The 18731-nt window shown below is 64.6% G+C and carries 14 protein-coding genes; 3 read left to right on the top strand and 11 right to left on the bottom strand.

Going from position 1 to position 18731, the window contains the following annotated elements; genetic code table 11:
- Positions 1-33 precede the first annotated feature (33 nt).
- The 4 genes from JC616_RS24355 to JC616_RS24340 form a co-directional block, all read right to left on the bottom strand.
- Entirely contained in the window at positions 34-1584 is a 1551-nt protein-coding gene (locus tag JC616_RS24355; protein ID WP_227105968.1) for a type III secretion system effector BopA family protein, read from the bottom strand.
- A gap of 117 nt (positions 1585-1701) precedes the next feature.
- Complete coding sequence (locus JC616_RS24350; protein ID WP_227105966.1) at positions 1702-2325, bottom strand: hypothetical protein; 624 nt, start codon at positions 2323-2325, stop codon at positions 1702-1704.
- A 189-nt stretch (positions 2326-2514) separates the two neighbouring features.
- Positions 2515-5172 carry a cytochrome c peroxidase gene (locus JC616_RS24345; protein ID WP_227105964.1) on the bottom strand — a complete coding sequence of 886 codons (2658 nt, stop codon included), beginning with the start codon at positions 5170-5172 and terminating at the stop codon, positions 2515-2517.
- 204 nt (positions 5173-5376) lie between these two features.
- Positions 5377-6558 carry an Lcl C-terminal domain-containing protein gene (locus tag JC616_RS24340; protein ID WP_227105962.1) on the bottom strand — a complete coding sequence of 394 codons (1182 nt, stop codon included), beginning with the start codon at positions 6556-6558 and terminating at the stop codon, positions 5377-5379.
- 306 nt (positions 6559-6864) lie between these two features.
- On the opposite strand from JC616_RS24340, the gene JC616_RS24335 reads away from it, so the two are divergent.
- Positions 6865-7239: a hypothetical protein gene (locus tag JC616_RS24335; RefSeq protein ID WP_227105960.1), complete on the top strand. Its 375-nt coding sequence runs from the start codon at positions 6865-6867 to the stop codon at positions 7237-7239.
- 121 nt (positions 7240-7360) lie between these two features.
- Here the strand turns inward: JC616_RS24335 and JC616_RS24330 are convergent, their stop codons facing one another.
- Entirely contained in the window at positions 7361-7879 is a 519-nt protein-coding gene (locus JC616_RS24330; protein WP_227105958.1) for a DUF2878 family protein, read from the bottom strand.
- On the bottom strand, positions 7869-11582 hold the full coding sequence (gene metH / locus JC616_RS24325) for a methionine synthase (protein WP_227105956.1): 3714 nt from the start codon (positions 11580-11582) through the stop codon (positions 7869-7871). The genes JC616_RS24330 and metH overlap by 11 nt, the downstream gene beginning before the upstream one ends.
- Before the next feature lie 117 nt (positions 11583-11699).
- Between metH and JC616_RS24320 the strand changes: the two genes are divergently transcribed.
- Positions 11700-12467, top strand: coding sequence for a substrate-binding periplasmic protein (locus JC616_RS24320; RefSeq protein ID WP_227105955.1), 768 nt, complete (start codon positions 11700-11702; stop codon positions 12465-12467).
- 25 nt (positions 12468-12492) lie between these two features.
- Here the strand turns inward: JC616_RS24320 and JC616_RS24315 are convergent, their stop codons facing one another.
- The 3 genes from JC616_RS24315 to gcvA form a co-directional block, all read right to left on the bottom strand.
- On the bottom strand, positions 12493-12915 hold the full coding sequence (locus tag JC616_RS24315; protein ID WP_107801381.1) for a MarR family winged helix-turn-helix transcriptional regulator: 423 nt from the start codon (positions 12913-12915) through the stop codon (positions 12493-12495).
- Positions 12908-14488, bottom strand: a complete 1581-nt coding sequence (locus tag JC616_RS24310; protein WP_227105953.1) for an MDR family MFS transporter — start codon at positions 14486-14488, stop codon at positions 12908-12910. Before JC616_RS24310 ends, JC616_RS24315 begins: the two co-directional genes overlap by 8 nt.
- A 284-nt stretch (positions 14489-14772) precedes the next feature.
- Positions 14773-15693, bottom strand: a complete 921-nt coding sequence (gene gcvA / locus JC616_RS24305; RefSeq protein ID WP_019102440.1) for a transcriptional regulator GcvA — start codon at positions 15691-15693, stop codon at positions 14773-14775.
- Between the two features lie 124 nt (positions 15694-15817).
- On the opposite strand from gcvA, the gene JC616_RS24300 reads away from it, so the two are divergent.
- Entirely contained in the window at positions 15818-15997 is a 180-nt protein-coding gene (locus tag JC616_RS24300; protein ID WP_227105951.1) for a hypothetical protein, read from the top strand.
- 338 nt (positions 15998-16335) lie between these two features.
- Here the strand turns inward: JC616_RS24300 and prfA are convergent, their stop codons facing one another.
- Together prfA and hemA are read right to left on the bottom strand one after the other, a co-directional pair.
- Positions 16336-17412, bottom strand: coding sequence for a peptide chain release factor 1 (gene prfA, locus JC616_RS24295; protein ID WP_227105950.1), 1077 nt, complete (start codon positions 17410-17412; stop codon positions 16336-16338).
- Positions 17412-18665 (bottom strand): glutamyl-tRNA reductase, encoded by a 1254-nt coding sequence (hemA, locus tag JC616_RS24290; protein WP_107801378.1) that lies wholly within the window; start codon positions 18663-18665, stop codon positions 17412-17414. The genes prfA and hemA overlap by 1 nt, the downstream gene beginning before the upstream one ends.
- Between the last annotated feature and the right edge of the window lie 66 nt (positions 18666-18731).

Below are 18731 nucleotides of genomic sequence, written 5' to 3'. Positions count from 1 at the left end.
CCTTGTGAGCGGACCGACAACGGTTCGCGGCGCTCATTGAATGGCGAGGCCTATCAGCTCTTCGCTGCGTTTGATCATGGCGTGGGCGGCAAGGCTCAGTTGCTCCGCGCCTTGGGGATGACTCTCCAGATAGTGGTGCAACGCCTCCACCAGACCGGCGGTTTTACGGGTGAGGGCGGCCGCGTCGTCGTCGATATTGGGGGCGCCTTCACGCATGGCCTTGACCAGCGCCAGGGCGTCAGCTCTGCCGACGGCCAATTGTTCGAAGTGGGCGCCGATGCGAAAGACTTGCTGAGCATTGCGCTCCTTCAACGCTTGGCGTTGCACGGCTTGGGCTTCCGGTCTTCTTTCCTTGTTGATTTGCTGCTTGAGCTGGCTGATTTCTCTCTTGAGTTCGCCCATGCGGCCCTGATTGAGGAAAACGTCCCATTCCGCTTTGACGCCGGGCTGTTGCAGCATGCCGCTGCAACGCTCGCCGATGTCGGCGACCTGGCGGTTGAGGCTGTCCATCCTGGCTTGCAGGCGCTCGGCATAGGCATGGGCCTTGTTGGGGTCTTCGGTGACCCAGCTGGCGCTGAACGGCACGAAGTTTTCCGCGCCGCCGGCGCGTAGCATGCGCAGCGCCATGGAGGCGCAGTTTTCCTCAGTGCTGGCCAGGGTATAGCCAATCCGGCCTTCGGCGGCTTCTTGCTTGACGTGGCGAGCCTCGTGGAGGATGGCTTTTTCATTGAGGCCGAACAATACGAATTTTGCGGTTTTGCCGCTGGCGGCCACTTCTTTATTGCGTCCCATCATCGGCAGATAGACTTTGCGGGCGCTGACGCCCCAGCCGCCGTCCCGCGTGCGTTTTTGTTCAGCGCGGGGGTAGTACTGGGCTTTGGCCATCAGGTCCTGGCTGGCGGCTTTATAACCCGCGGTACCCAGTTGCTGACGCGCGTCTTCGCCGTCGCTGAGTTTCTGCGCGGTTCGGCTGGAAACCTCTTCTTGCTTGTCCTCCCGATAGCTGCCCAGGGAACCTCCCTGCCGCTGGCCAAACAGACGGCCGATTTGCCCGCCCTGGGCGTCGCTAAACGGCCACCAGCTGATGTGCTCCTGCACATGCTTATTGGCGTTCACATCGATTTTGTTCTTGATGGTGACGGAGGCGTGGCCGGGATGATCCATGCCCTTGCATTCCCAAGAGCGGAATACGACTTGCCGCGCCAAGGGCTTGGCGTCGCCCTGGCCATGAAAGCGTTCGGCCACGGCAATCAGTTGCTCCACCACCCGCTGCTTGAGCGGCGCGCCCTGGAGCCGGCCCATGCTGTCCAGCGCCGCTTGGGCGCTTTCCTGGCCATAACGCCGGGACAGCGTGTTGATGAAGACGCCCAGAGCGGTTTGGTTTTCAGCCTGTACGCGCTGGCTATAGCTTTTGACGGCTTCCAGGTTTTTCAGCAGCGGTAGTTGGGACAGGCAGGCATAGAGCCGACCCTTGAAGCCTTGGCTGGCGACGGTCACCGTGGGTTCAGGCGTCTTTTCATTGACGACGACTCTGCCGCCAAGCCTGGCCGCCTGGACGAAAGTATTGAGATTGAGTGTGGTCATGGGCTGAAACGAGCGGGATGATGAAGCGAATGGTTTCGATAGTGAGTAAACCCCTGTTTCCCTGCTATCAAATTTCGCTCACCCGCCCGCGCGCCGCGGCCTTACGCGGCGCTCGGCTCAGGCCCGCATATGCAGCCCGTAGTAAACCGTCTCGTTCCAGTAGCCGGTAGTCAGCCCGGCCAGGTATTGCGCCGCGCGGAACAAGTCCGCCGCGCTGCAGCAGCCGGCGCTGACATTGCCGCGGTAGAGCCCGCTATTGGGATCGAACACCCAGATGTAGTCGCTGCCCTTATAGACGCCGACGGCGTGGCCGGAAGCGCCGCCGTTATGCATCAGGTTGAGGAACAGCGCGTCGCCGCGCACCATCCGATTTTCGATGATGTCTTGCCAGGCTTGGGCGCTGGCGCCGTGGGCGTTGTTGCAGTAGTGGCAGAAGGTGAGGCCGAAGGTTTCAGCGTGATTGGCGTCTCCCACCCGATTGTGGGCGGCCACCGAGGGATAGACCTGCCGCTCCAGGTAGGAGGCGAAGCGGAACAGATAGGCGCCGTTGTCGAACTGCTGGTAAAGCGCGTCCGCCTGTTGGGTGGTGGGCAGGTAGTCGCCGGCGCTGCTGCCCCAGTTGCGTTTGCCCACGCGGTCCTGGATGTGCTTGAGCCACAGGCAGACCGCGGCCTCGCACACCCCGGCGGCGTTGGCGCCGTTCCCGGCGTTATTGAAAGCTCTTTGCAAAGACCACGCCATCGCATCTCCCCTTGTTGTTCACGGTTTCCGCTTGTAAAACACGCGCATGTCATGGCGCGATATTTTGAAATAAACCGTAAACGGCGTTTGCGCCAGTGGATTCCAACGCGAACGCGGCCCGGCGGCGAGGCCGGGCCATGGAGATTCAATGCCATGCTGACGACGCGTCAGCAGATCGTAAACAGGTTCTCAGCGCCGGAACAGCTCGGCTTCGCTCGCCGGCTGCAGCCGCAGCGGGCCGGACAACGCTTGCAGGAAGGCGTGCAGCGCCTGCTTTTCCGCGGCGCTGAGGCCCAGCGGCTTGAGCAGCGGCGAGGGCTTGGGCAGGGTGTATTTTTCCACGCCCACCGCTTCCACCAGATTGCCGCCGCTGTTGTAGAACTCGATCACGCCGGCGCCGTCTTCATCCAGCGGCATGTCGCCGGTGTGCATGTAGTCGCCGGTGTAGAGCAGATCGCGCAGGGTGGGGGTGCGGAATTTGCCCAGATCGGCGCGCAAGCCGGTGACGCCGCCGCGGCCCAGGTCTTCCTTATTGCGGCCGATGTAGTTGAGACCGGTGTTGTGGAACTGGTTGTCGGACAGCAGCGGGCTGTTGTGGCAGTTGATGCAGCGCGCCTTGGTGCGGAACAGATGCAGGCCCCACAGCGCCTGGTCGTTCAACGCGGCGCGCTCGCCCTTGAGGAAGCGGTCGAAAGCGCTGTCCTGGCTGATCAGGGTTCGCTCGAAGGTGGCGATGGCCTTGGCCATGCGGTCCAGATCCACCCGGCTGTCGCCGTAGGCGGCGGCGAATAGTGGCGCGTATTCCGGCGCGGCGGCGATCTTGGCCACAGCCTGGCCCAGCGGCTGATGCATTTCCAGCGGGTTGACCACCGGGCCCTTGGCTTGCTCTTCCAGGCTGGCGGCGCGGCCGTCCCAGAACAGCGCGCCGACGTAGGCGGTGTTGAGAAGGGTCATGGCGTTGCGGCCGCCCAATTGGCCGATGTGGCCTTGGGACACCGGACGCGGATCGCTCCAGCCGTGTTCCGGCGCGTGGCAGCTGATACAGGCGATGCGGTTGTTGCGGGACAGCCGGGGATCGCGGAATAGTTTGTCGCCCAGCACCACTTTTGCGGCGCTATAGGGGTTGTCGGCCGGAAACGGCGCCGCGGGCAGCAGGCCCAGATCGCGGAAGCCGGCTTGCGCCGACGCGTCCAGCGTGGGCGCGGGCCAAGCCACCTGGCGCTCCGCGCCGGGCTGGTATTGGCTGTAACGGGTCCGCCATTGCGCCAGCTGGGCGGCGTCCGGCGCCTCGCCGTCGCTGTCCGGCAGCGGCGGTTTGGCCGGACGGATGGAGAGGGCGACCAGTAGCGGCTGCTCGGCCTCAGCAGCGAGCCGGGCGGCGCTCTGTTTCCCGCCGTCGCGGTCCAGGCCGTAGAGTTCGCCGCCGGCGTCGCGCGCCCATACCCGCGCGGCGGCATTGGCGGCGGGATAGTCCGGGTCCTGTTGCAGTTGCAGCCAGCGGATGGCCTCGGCCACCGTGGGCAGCCGCCAGTTGTCCTGCTGGCACAGCCGCTGCTGTTGCAGCGCGGCCAGCGCCGGGTTGAGGCTGGCCGCGCCGGCCGGCCGCGGCCGGGCCTGCCACAGGATGATGTCACGCCAACCGTCCGGATGCTGGTTGTCGTCGACGCAGGCGGCCTGGGCCGGCGCGGCCAGTTGGCCGTCGGCGCTGACCGGGATGTAGGCCGGCGGCTTCGTCTGATTTTGTTCCGGATTGGGATCGTCGGCCAGCTTGGGGCCGCGCACTAGACGCAGCCGCGCCGGCTGGCCCAGGCTGAGGCTGACGCTGGGCAGGGTGCGGTGGGTGTCGTCGAAGGCCACCGCCAGCGAACCTTCGCCGCGGCGGCTGGTGGCGGTCCAGTAGAAGGCGGCTTCGGCGTCCGGGAAGACGTGGCGGTCCATGGCCGGCAGGCCGCGCGAGCGGTCGTACTGGCTCCAGTCCAGCAGGGTTTTCAGTTCGCGCTCGGTGGGCAGCCGCCAGCCGCGTTCCGCGGCGATGTCTTCTTCGCTGTCTTCGAAGCCGCATAGTTTTTGCTTGCTCACGGCCTCGGTGTAGGTGACGGCCAGGCAGTCTTCCTGACCGGGTTCGCATTGGGCCGGGCGTTCCGGATTGCGGCTGGCGCTGGCGTAATAGCTGTGGAATTGGCTACGCAGGCCTTGCACGGATTTCACTTCCCAGATCAGGCCGGTCTGCTTGTCTTTCACGCAGCCGGCGCGTTCGCCGGCGTCGGTCAGCGGTGCGCCGTCCGCTTCGGCCAGTGCGGTGAAGCGCGGGCCGGGCGGCTGTTCGCGCAGCGCGGCCAGGCTCAGGCGGAAGTGGCTGGCCGCGTAGTCCGCGGCCACCACGCTGCGTGCGATGCCGGCGCTGTCCAGCAGGGTTTGCAGATCGCCGGCCTGTTCCAAGCGCATGCTGCGCCGGAAGCGGGCGGCGGTGTCGGCGCTGATCTGGATGCCGTTGTTGGGGTTGTCGTCTTCGTCCAGCGTCAGCAGCAGCTGCACTTGGCGCAGCACTTTGGGATCCGCCGGGTTCTGGCTGCCGGCCAGTTGCAGCGGAGTCAGCTGGGGCGCGCCCAGGCTGCGCCCCAGTTCCAGCTGGCCGATGCGGAAGACGACGGTTTCGCCGTCCAGATAGCGGAATTCGCCGTTGGCGGTGGTCTTGCCGGCATGGCTGCCGCTGTCGTAGTCCAGGCCCGCTACCAGGCTATCGACAAAGACGCCGGTGCGGACCGGCTGGGCGGCGGGGCCGCCGGAGCAGGCGGCCACGGCCAGGCTGCCCGCCAGAACGAGGGAGAGTGCAAGGCGCGAGTGCATTTTTGTAATTGAGAATTATTTTCAAAACGGCAGATTATGCGTTTGTAGAGTTGTTCGTACAAGAAGCATGTCGAGGATAGGCAAGCCGGGGTCGCGCCTTGCTCACTCGCGGTCACAAGGGTGGGCTTGCGGTTCTAGATCAGGAGAGACTGAATGCCGCGTCTTTCGCGACGCGGCATTAAAGGGATTGCGAACAGCCAGTAATCAGAGCGGACGGCCCAAGCCGCGGAGGGGGGAGGGATTCTCGGAACGAACCGAGGCATAACCCAGCGTGGACTTGGCCATGCCATGCGGCGGCGGCTCGTCGGCCAGCTTGGGACCTCGCACCAGACGCACCCTTGCCGCTTGATCCTTGCCCAGACTGATACTGGCTAGGCTGCGGTGAGTATCATCGAAGGCAACCACCACCGTCCTCTCCTCTGAATAGCTAGTGTCGGTCCAATAGAAGGTGGCCGCCGCATCCGGAAATGCGTAGCGATCCAAGGCCGGCAAACCAAGGGCTTTGTCCCGCTGGCTCCAATCCAACAGCGTCTTCAGCTCCCGTTCTGTTGGCAGCCTCCAGCCACGATCACCACCCGCCGTCTCATCGTTGAAACCACAAAGCTTCTGCTGCCTGACCACCTGAACATAGGCGGCAGCCAAACAATCTGTCTGATTCGGTCCACATTGGGCTGCTTGTTGCAGATGGGCACTGGCGCTGACGTAGTACCGGTAGGACTGGCTACGTAGACCGTGCTCAGCCTTCACTTCCCAAGTGAGGCCAGTTTGCTTGTCCTGTACACAGCCTGCACGTTGTGCGAAACCGACTAGCGGTGTGCCATCGCTCTCCGCCAAGGGGATGAAGCGCGGGGAGGACGGCTGTTCACGCAGCGCGGCTAGGCTAAGCTGGAAATGCCTGGCGGCGCGATCAACACTGACCAGACGACGGACAATACCGGACTGCCTGAGCAAGGTTTGCAACTCTCCCGCCTGTTCCAGGCTTTGGCTGCGCGTGAAGCGAGCAGCGGTATCGGCGCTGATCTGGATGCCATTGTTGGGGTTGCCGTCTTCGTCCAGCGTCAGCAGCAGTTGCACTTGACGCAGCACTTTGGGATCCATCGGGTTCTGGCTGCCGGCCAGTTGCAGCGGGGTAAGCTGGGGGGCGCCCAGGCTGCGGCCCAGCTCCAACTGACCGATGCGGAAGACGACGGTTTCGCCGTCCAGATAGTGAAATTCACCATCGGCGGTGGTTTTGCCGGCATAGCTGCCGCTGTCGTAGTCCAGGCCCGCTACCGGACTATCGACGAAGACGCCGGTACGGACCGGCAGAGCGGCGGGGCCGCTGGAACAGGCGGCCACTGCCAAGCAGCCCGCCAGGATGAAGAAGAGAACGAGACGCAAGTGCATTTTTATAGTTGAAGGTCATTTTTTGAGTGCTGGATTATGCATATATGGATATGTTCGCACAAGAAGTATGTCGGAGATAGGCAAGCAGGGGTCGCGCCGGGCTGTTCAGCAGCCGTACAGCCGATAAATAAAGGGGGGAGCGCTGCATCGCGCATTCATCGTGACTGCCAGCCCCGCCTTGACTGAATCACAAATCGATTGAACCCTATATTTTAGAAAAATCGGGATATCTTGATTCTATTACATAGAATGTCGGCTTCTGGCCGAGCTCGCCGGGACAGCTTTTTGTGATGAACGAGGAGTCTTATGAAACGCTTGAAACAGGCCTGCCTGCCGGCCATCGAGATGTTCGCGCTCCAGCACGCCGCCTGGGCCGCCAAGCCGGTGGAGATAGGTGAAGACGATGAAACCAGCATTGGGCTCAGCGGTATCGTGGTAGGGCCGGTGCAGTCCGGCAGCAAGGCCGACGGCACGTTTTTCAAGGCCTTTCATTTGAAGCTGGCGCAAGCGCAGCGCTTTGACGACGGCGGCCCCTGCGGCGAGCAGGAACTACGCAGCCTGGCCTTGAACCAGGGCGATATGGCGCGCGATAAGGGCCAACGCATCACCGTGCGCGCCAAGGTGTTCTGCCAGGAAAGCCGCACCGGCCGCTATCATCTGACCGATATCGAGCGGTTCTAAACGGCGAAGAAGCTGTTCAACGACTCCAACACAAAAAAAGCAGCCCAAGGGCTGCTTTCTTAATTTGACGCCTCGTTTCAGCTTATCCACAGATCGGCAAGAACCGCCTTCTTATCCACAATCACGCCTGCGCCGCCGATCCTTGGTCCATCGGCAGCAAACGCAGCGTCCAGGCCAGCAAGGCCGCCCATAACGGCGCCAAGGCCAGCAACGTCAGCCACAGCGGCGCGCCGGCTTGCAGGGCGCGCAGTTGCAAGCCGCACCAGCAGAGCAGCGGCCCCGCCAGCGCGCCGACCAGCGCCAGCAGACGCGGCGACGGCCGCCAGACCGCCAGCAACCGCAACCACCAGCAGCTGAAGCTCAGCCACAAGACGACCCGCCACAAGGGCAGGCCGCCGACGCCGACGAGGCGGTACAGACCCAGCCCGGAGACGGCGAAGTCCAGCAGACAGGCGGCCGCGCTCAACAACAGCGCGCGGGTTTTAAAGCCGACCGGCAACGCTTGCCAGGCCAGCAACGCGCCGGCCAGCAACAGCACCACGTAGCGGTCGCGGAAGCTGAACAGCAACCAGGCGCCGACGCCGAAGATCAGGCTGCCCAACAGCAGCCTGGGCCAGGGCTTGCCCGCCTCAGGCGTCATAGCCCAGATTGGGGGCGAGGTCGCGTTCCGCCTGTTCCACGCTGACGCCGCGGCGTTGGGCGTAGCTGGCCACTTGGTCGCGCTCGATCTTGCCCACGCCGAAATAGCGCGAGGCCGGATGGCTGAGGTAGAAGCCGGACACGGCGGCGGTGGGCAGCATCGCATAGCCTTCGGTCAGCGTCATGCCGATGGCCGGCGCGTCCAAAAGCTCGAACAGCGCGGTCTTGACGGTGTGGTCCGGGCAGGCCGGGTAGCCGGGCGCGGGGCGGATGCCTTGGTACTGTTCGTCGATCAGCGCTTCGTTGTCCAGCTGCTCGGCGGCGGCATAGCCCCAGAACTCGCGGCGCACGCGGGCGTGCATCAGTTCGGCGAAGGCTTCGGCCAGCCGGTCCGCCAGCGCCTTGAGCAGGATGGAGGAGTAGTCGTCGCCGGCGTCCTCGAAGCGTTTGACGTGCGGCTCGATGCCGATGCCGGCGGTGACGGCGAAGGCGCCGATATAGTCCTGCACGCCGCTGTCCCGCGGCGCGATGTAGTCGGCCAGCGCCCAGTTGGCCTTGCCGTCCATCTTGGGCAGTTGCTGGCGCAGGCCCACCCAGCTCATCAGGCTGGCGCGCTTGTCCGGATCGCGGATTTCAATATCGTCGTGGTTGACGCTGGCGGCCGGGAACAGGCCGATCACCGCGTTAGCCCCCAGCCAGTTCTCGGCAATGATCTGCTTGAGCATCACTTGCGCGTCCTCGTACAAGGCGCGCGCGGATTCGCCGACGATCTCGTCGTTCAGGATGCGCGGGAAGCGGCCGGCCAGCTCCCAGCTCTGGAAGAACGGCGTCCAGTCGATGTAGGCGGCGATCTCGGCCAACGGGTAGCGCTCGAAACGGCGCACGCCCAGCCATTGCGGCATGGGCGGCTGGTAGGCGGCCCAGTCTATCGCCTCCTTGTTGGCGCGCGCCTGTTCCAGGCTCACCACCTTGCGGCTCGCCTTATTGGCGTGGCCTTCGCGCGCGCGGTCCTGCTCGGCCTGGTTTTCCGCGACGAAGCCGTCGCGCAGGGTGTCGGACAGCAGGTTGGAGCACACGCCGACGGCGCGGCTGGCGTCCGGCACGTAGATCACCGGGTGCTGGTAGTGCGGGGCGATCTTGACCGCGGTGTGGACCTTGGATGTGGTCGCGCCGCCGATCAGCAGCGGGACGCAGAAGCCCTGGCGCTGCATTTCCTTGGCCACATGGCTCATTTCTTCCAGGCTGGGGGTGATCAGGCCGGACAGGCCGATGATGTCGGCCTTGTGTTCGATGGCGGCGTCCAGGATTTTCTGGCAGGGCACCATCACGCCCAGGTCGATCACCTGGTAGTTATTGCAGCGCAGCACCACGCCGACGATATTCTTGCCGATATCGTGGACGTCGCCCTTGACCGTGGCCATGATGATCACGCCCTTGGCCGGCGCGTCGGCCAGGCCCAGACGGATCTTTTCCTCTTCGATGAAGGGCTCCAGGTGGGCGACGGCGGCCTTCATCACCCGCGCGGATTTGACCACCTGCGGCAGGAACATCTTGCCAGCGCCAAACAGATCGCCCACCACGTTCATGCCGTCCATCAGCGGACCTTCGATCACATGAATGGGGCGCGCGGCTTTCTGCCGCACTTCCTCGGTGTCTTCGACGATGAAGGTGGTGATGCCCTTGACCAGCGCGTGCTCCAGCCGCTTTTCCACCGGCAGCGCGCGCCAGGCCAGGTCTTCGCCCTTTTTCTCGCCGGCGGCTTCGCCCTTGTATTTTTCCGCCAGCGCGATCAGGTGTTCGGTGGCGTCGCCGCCGTCCTTGGGCGCGCGCATCAGCACCACGTCCTCGATCCGTTCGCGCAGTTCCGGGTCCACCTCGTCGTAGACTTCCAGCGCGCCGGCGTTGACGATGCCCATGGTCATGCCGCGCTGGATGGCGTGGTAGAGGAAGACGGCGTGGATGGCCTCGCGCACCTTGTTGTTGCCGCGGAAGGAGAAGGAGACGTTGGACACGCCGCCGGAAATCTTGGCGTGCGGCAGCTGTTGCTTGATCCAGCCGGTGGCTTCGATGAAGTCCAGGCCGTAGCGCGCGTGCTCCTCGATGCCGGTGGCCACGGCGAAGATATTGGGGTCGAAAATGATGTCTTCCGGCGGGAAGCCCACTTCGTCCACCAGAATGCGGTAGCTGTTCTCGCAGATTTCTATCTTGCGGGCGTAGGTGTCGGCCTGGCCGGCTTCGTCGAAGGCCATGACGATCACCGCGGCGCCGTAGCGGCGGATCAAGCGCGCCTGTTCGACAAACTTGTCCCGGCCTTCCTTCATGGAGATCGAGTTGACGATGCCCTTGCCCTGTATGCACTTGAGGCCGGCCTCGATCACGTCCCACTTGGAGGAGTCGATCATGATGGGCACGCGGGCGATGTCCGGCTCCGACGCGATCAGGTTGAGGAAGCGCACCATGGCGGCGTGGGCGTCCAGCATGCCCTCGTCCATATTGATGTCGATGACCTGGGCGCCGTTCTCCACTTGCTGGCGCGCCACGTCCAGCGCGGTGGCGTAGTCGCCGTTGAGGATGAGCTTGGCGAAGGCGCGGCTGCCGGTGACGTTGGTGCGCTCGCCGACGTTGACGAACAGATCCCCGTCGCCGATGTTGAACGGCTCCAGGCCGGACAGCCGGCACTTGGCCTCTATCGCCGGCAGCGGCCGCGGCGCGACGCCGTCCACCGCGCGGGCGATGGCGGCGATGTGTTCCGGCGTGGTGCCGCAACAGCCGCCCACGATGTTGATCAGGCCGGACTCCGCCCATTCTCGGACGTACACGCCCATCGCCTCCGGCTCCAGATCGTAGCCGCCGAAGGCGTTGGGCAGGCCGGCGTTGGCGTGCACCGACACATAGCCGGCGGACACCCGCGCCATCTCCTCGACATAGGGCCGCAGCAGGTCCGGGCCCAGCGCGCAGTTGAGACCGTAGCTGACCGCGTCGGCGTGGGACAGCGAGTTGTAGAAGGCCTCGGTGGTCTGGCCGGTCAGGGTGCGGCCGGATTGGTCGGTGATGGTGCCCGAGATCATGATGGGCAGCCGCGGCGTGTCCGGCCGCTCGTCAAAGTATTTGTGAATGGCGAACACCGCCGCCTTGGCGTTCAGGGTGTCGAAGATGGTTTCCACCAGCAGCAGGTCCGCGCCGCCTTGCACCAGGCCGTCTATCGCCTCGGTGTAGGACGTCACCAGTGCGTCGAAGCTGACGTTGCGGTAGCCCGGGTCGTTGACGTCCGGACTGATGCTACAGGTGCGGTTGGTGGGACCGAGCACGCCGGCGCAATAGCGCGGCTTGGCCGGATTGGCGGCGCTGGCCTTTTCGCACAGTTCCTTGACCAGCCTGGCCGCGGCATGATTGATTTCCCACACCAGGCTTTCCATCGCGTAATCCGCCATGGCGATGGAGGTGGCGTTGAAGGTGTTGGTTTCGATGATGTCCGCGCCGGCGTCCAGATAGGCCTGGTGAATGCCGCCGATCACGTCCGGCCGCGTCAGCGCCAGCAAATCGTTGTTGCCCTTGACGTCGCTGGGCCAGTCGGCAAAGCGCTCGCCCCGATAATCGGCCTCCTCCAACTGATGGCGCTGGATCATGGTGCCCATGCCGCCGTCCAGGATCAGAATGCGTTGGGATAGGTGTTGCCGGAGGGGATGCGAGGATGTTTTTGTCATGGCGGCTGAACTTTTTTTGTCTACAACGATAACAAGCGCAACGGACTCAAAAGCTCATCTTAACACTCGCAATCAACTGTCCGGGCGCTTGCTTAAGAATAAAGAGAGAACATCCATATGGCCATTACGAATAAGCTGTGGCTGCTCGCGGGGCTGGCGGTGGCATGGTGCGGGGAGGCGTGGGCGGCGGGCAGTTTACGGATAGGCGTGGCGGATACCGACGCGGCGCCGGTGGTGATGCTGTCGCCGGACGGCGAGCACCTGCGCGGCGGCCTGTCCAAGGATATCGGCGAGATGCTGGCGGCCGAGCTGAGCCTGCGTCCGGAATTCATTCTGATCGCCCGCAAGCGGGTGGAGGCTTCCATCGAATCGGGCCGGGTGGACATCGTCTGCAACGCCAATCCGGACTGGTTCGGCAACGCCGCGCGGCTGGGCTGGACCCATGAGATCTATCCGCAGCTGGAGCGTCCGCTGACGCTCAAGCAAGCCACCGAGGTGCGCCAGGTGAACGACCTCGCCGGCAAGCGCATCGTCACCATACGCGGCTACAACTACCCGACGCTGGAGCGCTTCTGGCGCGGCAACCCGGCCTCCCACAACGAGGAGGCGCGGATGGAGCTGCTGATCAAATCGGTGCAAAAGCGGCTGAGCGACGCCGCCATCGTCTCGGAATTGGAGTTCGCCGCCTGGGCGCGCAACTGGCCGCAGGACGCGGCGCAGTTCAAGCTGCACCCGCTGGTGGTCACCTTCATGCCCACCATGTGCGCGGTGGCGCCGCATTCCGACATCAAGGTGGCGCAGCTGAACCAGGCGATAGACCGTCTGCAGAAAAGCGGCCGCATCAAGGCGGTGTTGAAAACCTATCAGTGGCAGCCGCAGGAATGAGCGCCGCCGGCCGGCGGCGCCGGCTCTAATCCTGGCCGCGGAAGCGCTGCTCCAGCCGGTGCATCACCTCCAGCGCGGTTTCCATCTGCTCGGCGGGAATATCCGCCAGCGCATGCCGGAAAAACGCCTCGCGCTTGGGCTGCACCTCCTCTATCAGCGCCTGTCCGGCCGGCGCCAGCGTCACCAGGGTCTGGCGGTTGTCGGCCGGATCGGTGATGCGCCGCACCAGTGCCTCCTCCTCCATGCCCTTCAACTGCCGCGTCAGCGCGCCCGGATCCATCATCAGCCGGGTGGCCAGCTGTTTCTGCGTCGCCTGCTCCAGATCGGTCAGCGCGGCGAGAATGCGCCAGCGCGGCAAGGGATAGCCCACCTGCTGTTCAAACGCCGCGTACATGGCGCGGCCGGTGCGGCCGATTTGCTGCAGCAGATTGGGAGCGCGTTCAGTCATGGATTACCGCCGTCTTGGTTTTGACATCGCGCAATTCTACATGCGGGACTCGCCGCACAAGCAATAAGCCAAGCACCGCCAGCGCCGCCACCAGCCACTGGCTGAGGTGAATGGCGTCCACCAGCGCCAGCCGCGAGGCGTCCAGCAAGGCGCCGCCGTTGATCCGGGCCGCCGTCGTCAGTTGTTCGAAACGGGCGGCGGTGTCCGGGCTGAGCAGGATTTGCGGATCGCGCAGCCAGGCCTGCCACTGCGGCGCGGCCGGCAGGGCGTCGACGCCGGCGACGTAGCGGTGGGTGACGAAGACGCCCACCAGCGCGGTGCCCAACATGCCGCCTATCATCCTCGTGGACTGAATCATGGCGGTGGCCACGCCCAGTTGCTCTCGCGGCGCGCTCTGCTGCACGAAGATGGTCAGATTGGGCAGCAACAGGCCCAGGCCCAAGCCGCCCACCGCCATCAGCGCGGCCACCAGCCAGTGCGCGGTGCCGGCGTCCACCCAGGCCAGCGCGCCGGCGGTGAAGGCGAACAGCAGCAAGCCCAGGCCCAGCAGCAAGGTGGGGCGGCGCAGCCGGGTGACAATGCGGCCGTTCAGGATGCTGCCCAGGGTGATGCACACCACCAGCGGCGTCACCAGCAGGCCGGCCTGGTTGGGCGACAGGCCGAAGCCGCCCTGGAACATCAGCGGCGCGTAGTACATCACCGCGAACATGCCGCCGCCCAGCAACAGCGACAGGCCGAACAAGGGCGCCAGGCTGCGGTGGCTCAGCATGTCCAAGGGCAGCAGCGGGTTGGGGCAGCGCCGCTCCCACCACAGCAGGCCGGCCAGCGCGGCCAGGCCGCTCAGGCCCAGACCGGCCATCAGCCACAGCGGCTTGTGCAGCGGCAGCCATTCCACCAGCAATTGCATCGAACCCAGCAGCGCGGCGATCAGCAGTCCGCCCTGCCAGTCCAGCTTGGACGCGGCGCCGGCGCGGCGCATCGCCGGCAGATAGCGCCAGACGAACCACAGGCTGGCCATACCCACCGGCAGATTGACGAAGAAGACCCAGCGCCAGCCCAGATATTCGGTGAGAAAGCCGCCCAGGGTCGGGCCCACCGCGTTGGCCAGGCCGAAGGCCGCGGTCAGCATCACTTGCCAGCGCAGGCGCTGCGCGGTTTCCGGAAACATGTCCGGCACGCAGGCGAAGGTGGTGGCCACCAGCATGCCGCCGCCCACGCCTTGCAGCGCGCGCGCCAGCACCAGTTCCAGCATGTTCTGGGCCAGGCCGCATAGCATGGAGGCGACGGTGAACAGGATGATGGCGGTCAGCACGAAGGGCTTGCGGCCGTGATCGTCGCCCAGCTTGCCGAAGATGGGCACGGTGATGACCGAGGTGAGCAGGTAGGCGGTGCCGACCCAGGCGTACAGGTCGAAACCGTGCAGCTCCGCCACCACGGTGGGCATGGCGGTGCCGACCACGGTCTGGTCCAGCGCCACCATCAGCAGCACGAAGCACAGGCCGAGCATGGCCAGCACTTTCTGGCGGAAATCCAGCGCGCCGGCCGCTCCAGCGGTTGCGGCTAAGGTGTTCATTTTTGTTGATCCATCAATAATTGACTAGTCAACTATTTTGCGCCGAGAAGGGCCAGGAATCCAGTGGCGGACACAAAGATTTACAAAGCAGGAGCTCTTAGAGCCTGTTTAAGGCGCGCGAGCAAGAGCGGGGCAAGGAGAAAACGATTGAAGAAGCGGAATGTACCGCGGGTACCTGTGCATTCTGAAAGCGTTCTTAACGCCCTTGTCTAAACTATCCAGCCAAAGCGCCGCAAACTTAGAACGGGTTCTAAGGCGGCGGCGCGTCCGCGCCGCCGCGCGCTTCAGTAACCGCGCCGGGCCAGCCAGCTGCTGGCCTCGCTCTTGGCCAGAATGGCCACCAGCCAGTCCCGGAACACTTTGACCTTGGGCAGTTCCGCCAGCTCGTGCGGATAAACCAGGTAGTAGCTCCACTCGGTCTCCAGCACGGTGTCGAAAGGCATCACCAGCCGGCCGGAATCCAGGTCCTGGGTCACCATGGACACCTGGGCCAGGGTCACGCCCATGCCGGCGACGGCGGCGTGCAGCGCGTATTCGGAGGCGTCGAAGGTGACGCCGCTTTCCGGATTCACGCCGTTGACGCCGGCCAGTTTCAGCCAGCGCTTCCAGGTGTCCTGATCGCGCCAGGGGTGCAACAGGGTGTGATGGCGCAAATCGTCCGGGGTGTTCAGCGGGTGCTTGCCGTTGAGCAGGGCCGGGGAGCAGACCGGGATCAGTTTTTCGCGGCAGATGCATTCGGTGCGCAGGTCCGGCGCCACTTCGGCGCGCGCCATGCCCACCACCGCCAGATCGTACTCCGCGCGGTTGAACGGCTTGTCGTGAATCAGCTGGGTCACCAGGTGCAGCGTGTATTCCGGATAGCGGGTCTGGAAGTCCGGCAGATTGGGCAACACCCAGCGCATCGCCGGGGTGGGCGGCATGCGCACGCGCAGATCGCTCTGCCGCAGCCGCAGCGCTTCGCTGGCCTCGTTCAGCAATTGGAAGGCCTCGCGCGCCGGCTTGATCAGCGCCTCGCCCTCGGCGGTCAGCGACAGGCCGCGCGCCTGCCGGGTGAACAGAGTGGCGCCGTAGTATTCCTCCAGCGTTTGCACGTGGCGGCTGACCGCCCCTTGGGTCAGGCTGAGCGCGGCGGCGGCGCGGGTGAAGGACAAATGCTCGGCGGCGACGACAAATACGCGTAATGCATTCAGCGGTGGCAGCTTCATCTTACATGCCTTTTTATCATGGTTATCATGAAATTAACTGCTTTGTCATGCCAGGCGCAACATCGTATGCTAGGCATGCCGAGCACGGCCGGGCACGGCTGGGCTTGGAACGGCGGACCGCGGCATGCAAGCCGCCGCCATGCATCAATGGCATGAAGACCGCCGCTCCGCGTTGATCGAACCGTCCCTGCCGCGCTCCCCGATTTCCAGCGCGGCGCCCGCAGCCAAAACCAAGCCCGGCCTTGGCTTTCCCGGAAACGGAACCGTCATTCCCGAGCCTAAGGCTTTATCCGTACTGAAATAGTAACGGATTATAAATATTACAGGATGACATCCGCTTGCAACGGAGAATTTTCCACCGCTTATCGCGTGTCGCCGAAACTGCGGCGGCATCGCCAGATTAACTGCCAATCCACGTTGGGCATTGCCGGGTTCAGACAGGGCCCGGCTTTTTTTTGCCCGCGCTCCGGCGAGCGGACAAGAAAAAAGGCCACGCGAGTGGCCCAAAGTTCGGAGAATAAGCCCAGGCGGCGCGAACGTCGCTTGGGCGCGGGCGGCGAACCGCCCGTTCTTGAGTTTGCGAGTGTAGCGCGTTGCGCCGACAGCGGCAACGCAATAATCCTGGCTAGTACCGCCCGGCTTTCACTCGCCCAATTCCGCCAGCAGTTCCGCCTGCTGCTCGGCGATCAAGGCGCCGGTCAGTTCGCTCAGATCGCCGTCCATCACGTAATCCAGCTTGTACAGCGTCAGATTGATCCTGTGGTCGGTGATGCGGCCTTGCGGGAAGTTATAGGTGCGGATGCGCTCGGAACGGTCGCCGGAGCCGATCAGGCTCTTGCGCTCGGCCGCTTCCTTCTGCTGCTGTTCGCGGCGCTGGATGTCCATGATGCGCGCCGCCAGCACTTGCATGGCGCTGGCCTTGTTGGCGTGCTGGGAACGGCCGTCCTGACACTCCGCCACAATCCCCGTCGGAATATGGGTGATGCGCACCGCGGAATCCGTCTTGTTGATGTGCTGGCCGCCGGCGCCGCTGGCCCTGAAAGTGTCGATGCGCAGATCAGACGGGTTCAGCACCACGTCGGCCAGTTCGTCGGCCTCGGCCATCACCGCCACGGTGCAGGCCGAGGTGTGGATGCGGCCCTGGGTCTCGGTCACCGGCACCCGCTGCACGCGGTGGCCGCCGGATTCGAACTTGAGCCGGGAATAGGCGCCAAAGCCGATCAGACGCACGATGACTTCTTTATAACCGCCCAGGTCGGACTCGCTGGCGGAGACGATCTCCGCCTGCCAGCGATTGCGTTCGGCGTAGCGGGTATACATGCGCAGGAGGTCGCCGGCGAACAGCGCGGCCTCGTCGCCGCCGGTGCCGGCGCGGATTTCCAAGAAGATGTTTTTCTCGTCGTTGGGGTCCTTGGGCAGCAGCAGCTTCTGCAACTCCAGCTCCAAAACCGCCAGCTTATCCTTGCCCTCGGCGATTTCCGCCTGGGCGAACTCCTTCATTTCCGGGTCCGACAACATGTCTTCCGCCGCGGCGATGTCGCTTTCGCACTGGCGATAGCCTTGGTAGGTTTCCACCACCGGGCTGAGTTCGGCGTGCTCGCGGGTGAGCTTGCGGAACGCTTCCATATTTTGAGTGGCCGCCTCGCTGGCCAGGAGGTGGGTCACCTCTTCCAGACGATCGGCCAGTTGCGCCAGTTTGGCCGCAATTGACGCTTTCATTACGACTCCGGGTGTAAACGATAAAGACGCGCCACGGCTTCCACCTGCGCGTCGTGCTCCGCGCCGCGCCCGGACGACAAGGCCCGGGTGGGGGGATGCATCAATTTATTGGTCAGTTGCACCGACAGGGTTTCCAGCACCCGCTCCGGCGCTTCGCCGCGCGCCAGCTGCTTGAGCGCGGCGTCCAGCGCGGCGCGGCGCAGCCGGTCCGCGTCGTCGCGCAGCGCGCGGATCAAGGGCACGGTTTCGCGCTTCTTCAGCCAGTCGCTGAACTCGCAAACCCGGGCCTGGATGATGGTTTCGGCTTCCGCGGCCGCGCTCTGACGCGCTTCCTTGCCCACTTCCACCACGCTGGCGATGTCGTCCACGCTGTACAGGAACACATCGGCCAGCTTGCCCACTTCCACCTCGATGTCGCGCGGCACCGCCAGGTCCAGCATGAAGATGGGCCGGTGACGGCGCGCCTTGATCGCGCGCTCCACCATGCCCTTGCCTATGATGGGCAGCTGGCTGGCGGTGGAGGTGACCAGCACGTCGTAGCGCGGCAGGATGTCCGGCAGCTCGGCGAGGGTGACGGCGTTGCCGCCGAACTGCTCCGCCAGCCGCTGGCCGCGCTCCAGCGTGCGGTTGGCCACGGTGATACAGGAGGGATTGCGCGCGGCGAAGTGAGTGGCCACCAGCTCTATCATTTCCCCGGCGCCGACAAACAGAATGTTCAGTTCGCCAATGGTGGGGAAGATCTGCTCGGCCAGCTTGACCGCCGCCGCCGACATCGACACCGAACTGGCGCCCACCGCGGTATTGGAACGCACTTCCTTGGCCACGGCGAAGGTGCGCTGGAACAGGCCGTTGAGCAGGGTGCCCATGGTGCCGGCGTGTTCGGCGCTGCGCACCGCGTCCTTCAGCTGGCCCAGGATCTGGGTTTCGCCCAGCACCATGGAGTCCAGGCCGGAGGCGACGCGAAAAGCGTGGCGCGCGGCGTTGGCCTCGTCCAGCTGATACAGATAGGGCTGCATTTCCGCCAGCGCCAGGCCGTGATATTGCGCCAGCCAGCTGAGCGCCGCCTGCGGATCGCCGCCGGTGCAATAGATTTCGGTGCGATTACAGGTGGAGACGATGGCCGCCTCGCGCGCCGCATGCGAGCTGACCAGGCTGTCCAGCGCCTTGGGCAACACCTCCGCAGGAAAAGCCAGCTTTTCCCGGATGGAGAGCGGTGCGGTATGGTGGTTCAAACCAAGGGCGAACAGATGCATGGGCGGATAAGCCGCGGAAAGAAATGGGGTATTTTAGCCTAACTTGAACCGCAAGTCCTGCGCCGC

This window comes from Chromobacterium rhizoryzae (assembly GCF_020544465.1).
Lineage (GTDB): Bacteria > Pseudomonadota > Gammaproteobacteria > Burkholderiales > Chromobacteriaceae > Chromobacterium.
The sequence above is the reverse complement of the archived record's forward strand: the minus strand, read 5'-3'. Positions and strand labels throughout refer to the sequence as shown.

Bases quoted from the DNA above. Each gene is read 5' to 3' on its own strand.
- JC616_RS24355 (WP_227105968.1), bottom strand. From the start codon at position 1,584: ATGACCACACTCAATCTCAATACTTTCGTCCAGGCGGCCAGGCTTGGC.
- JC616_RS24350 (WP_227105966.1), bottom strand. From the start codon at position 2,325: ATGGCGTGGTCTTTGCAAAGAGCTTTCAATAACGCCGGGAACGGCGCC.
- JC616_RS24345 (WP_227105964.1), bottom strand. From the start codon at position 5,172: ATGCACTCGCGCCTTGCACTCTCCCTCGTTCTGGCGGGCAGCCTGGCC.
- JC616_RS24340 (WP_227105962.1), bottom strand. From the start codon at position 6,558: ATGCACTTGCGTCTCGTTCTCTTCTTCATCCTGGCGGGCTGCTTGGCA.
- JC616_RS24335 (WP_227105960.1), top strand. From the start codon at position 6,865: ATGAAACGCTTGAAACAGGCCTGCCTGCCGGCCATCGAGATGTTCGCG.
- JC616_RS24330 (WP_227105958.1), bottom strand. From the start codon at position 7,879: ATGACGCCTGAGGCGGGCAAGCCCTGGCCCAGGCTGCTGTTGGGCAGC.
- metH (WP_227105956.1), bottom strand. From the start codon at position 11,582: ATGACAAAAACATCCTCGCATCCCCTCCGGCAACACCTATCCCAACGC.
- JC616_RS24320 (WP_227105955.1), top strand. From the start codon at position 11,700: ATGGCCATTACGAATAAGCTGTGGCTGCTCGCGGGGCTGGCGGTGGCA.
- JC616_RS24315 (WP_107801381.1), bottom strand. From the start codon at position 12,915: ATGACTGAACGCGCTCCCAATCTGCTGCAGCAAATCGGCCGCACCGGC.
- JC616_RS24310 (WP_227105953.1), bottom strand. From the start codon at position 14,488: ATGAACACCTTAGCCGCAACCGCTGGAGCGGCCGGCGCGCTGGATTTC.
- gcvA (WP_019102440.1), bottom strand. From the start codon at position 15,693: ATGAAGCTGCCACCGCTGAATGCATTACGCGTATTTGTCGTCGCCGCC.
- JC616_RS24300 (WP_227105951.1), top strand. From the start codon at position 15,818: ATGCAAGCCGCCGCCATGCATCAATGGCATGAAGACCGCCGCTCCGCG.
- prfA (WP_227105950.1), bottom strand. From the start codon at position 17,412: ATGAAAGCGTCAATTGCGGCCAAACTGGCGCAACTGGCCGATCGTCTG.
- hemA (WP_107801378.1), bottom strand. From the start codon at position 18,665: ATGCATCTGTTCGCCCTTGGTTTGAACCACCATACCGCACCGCTCTCC.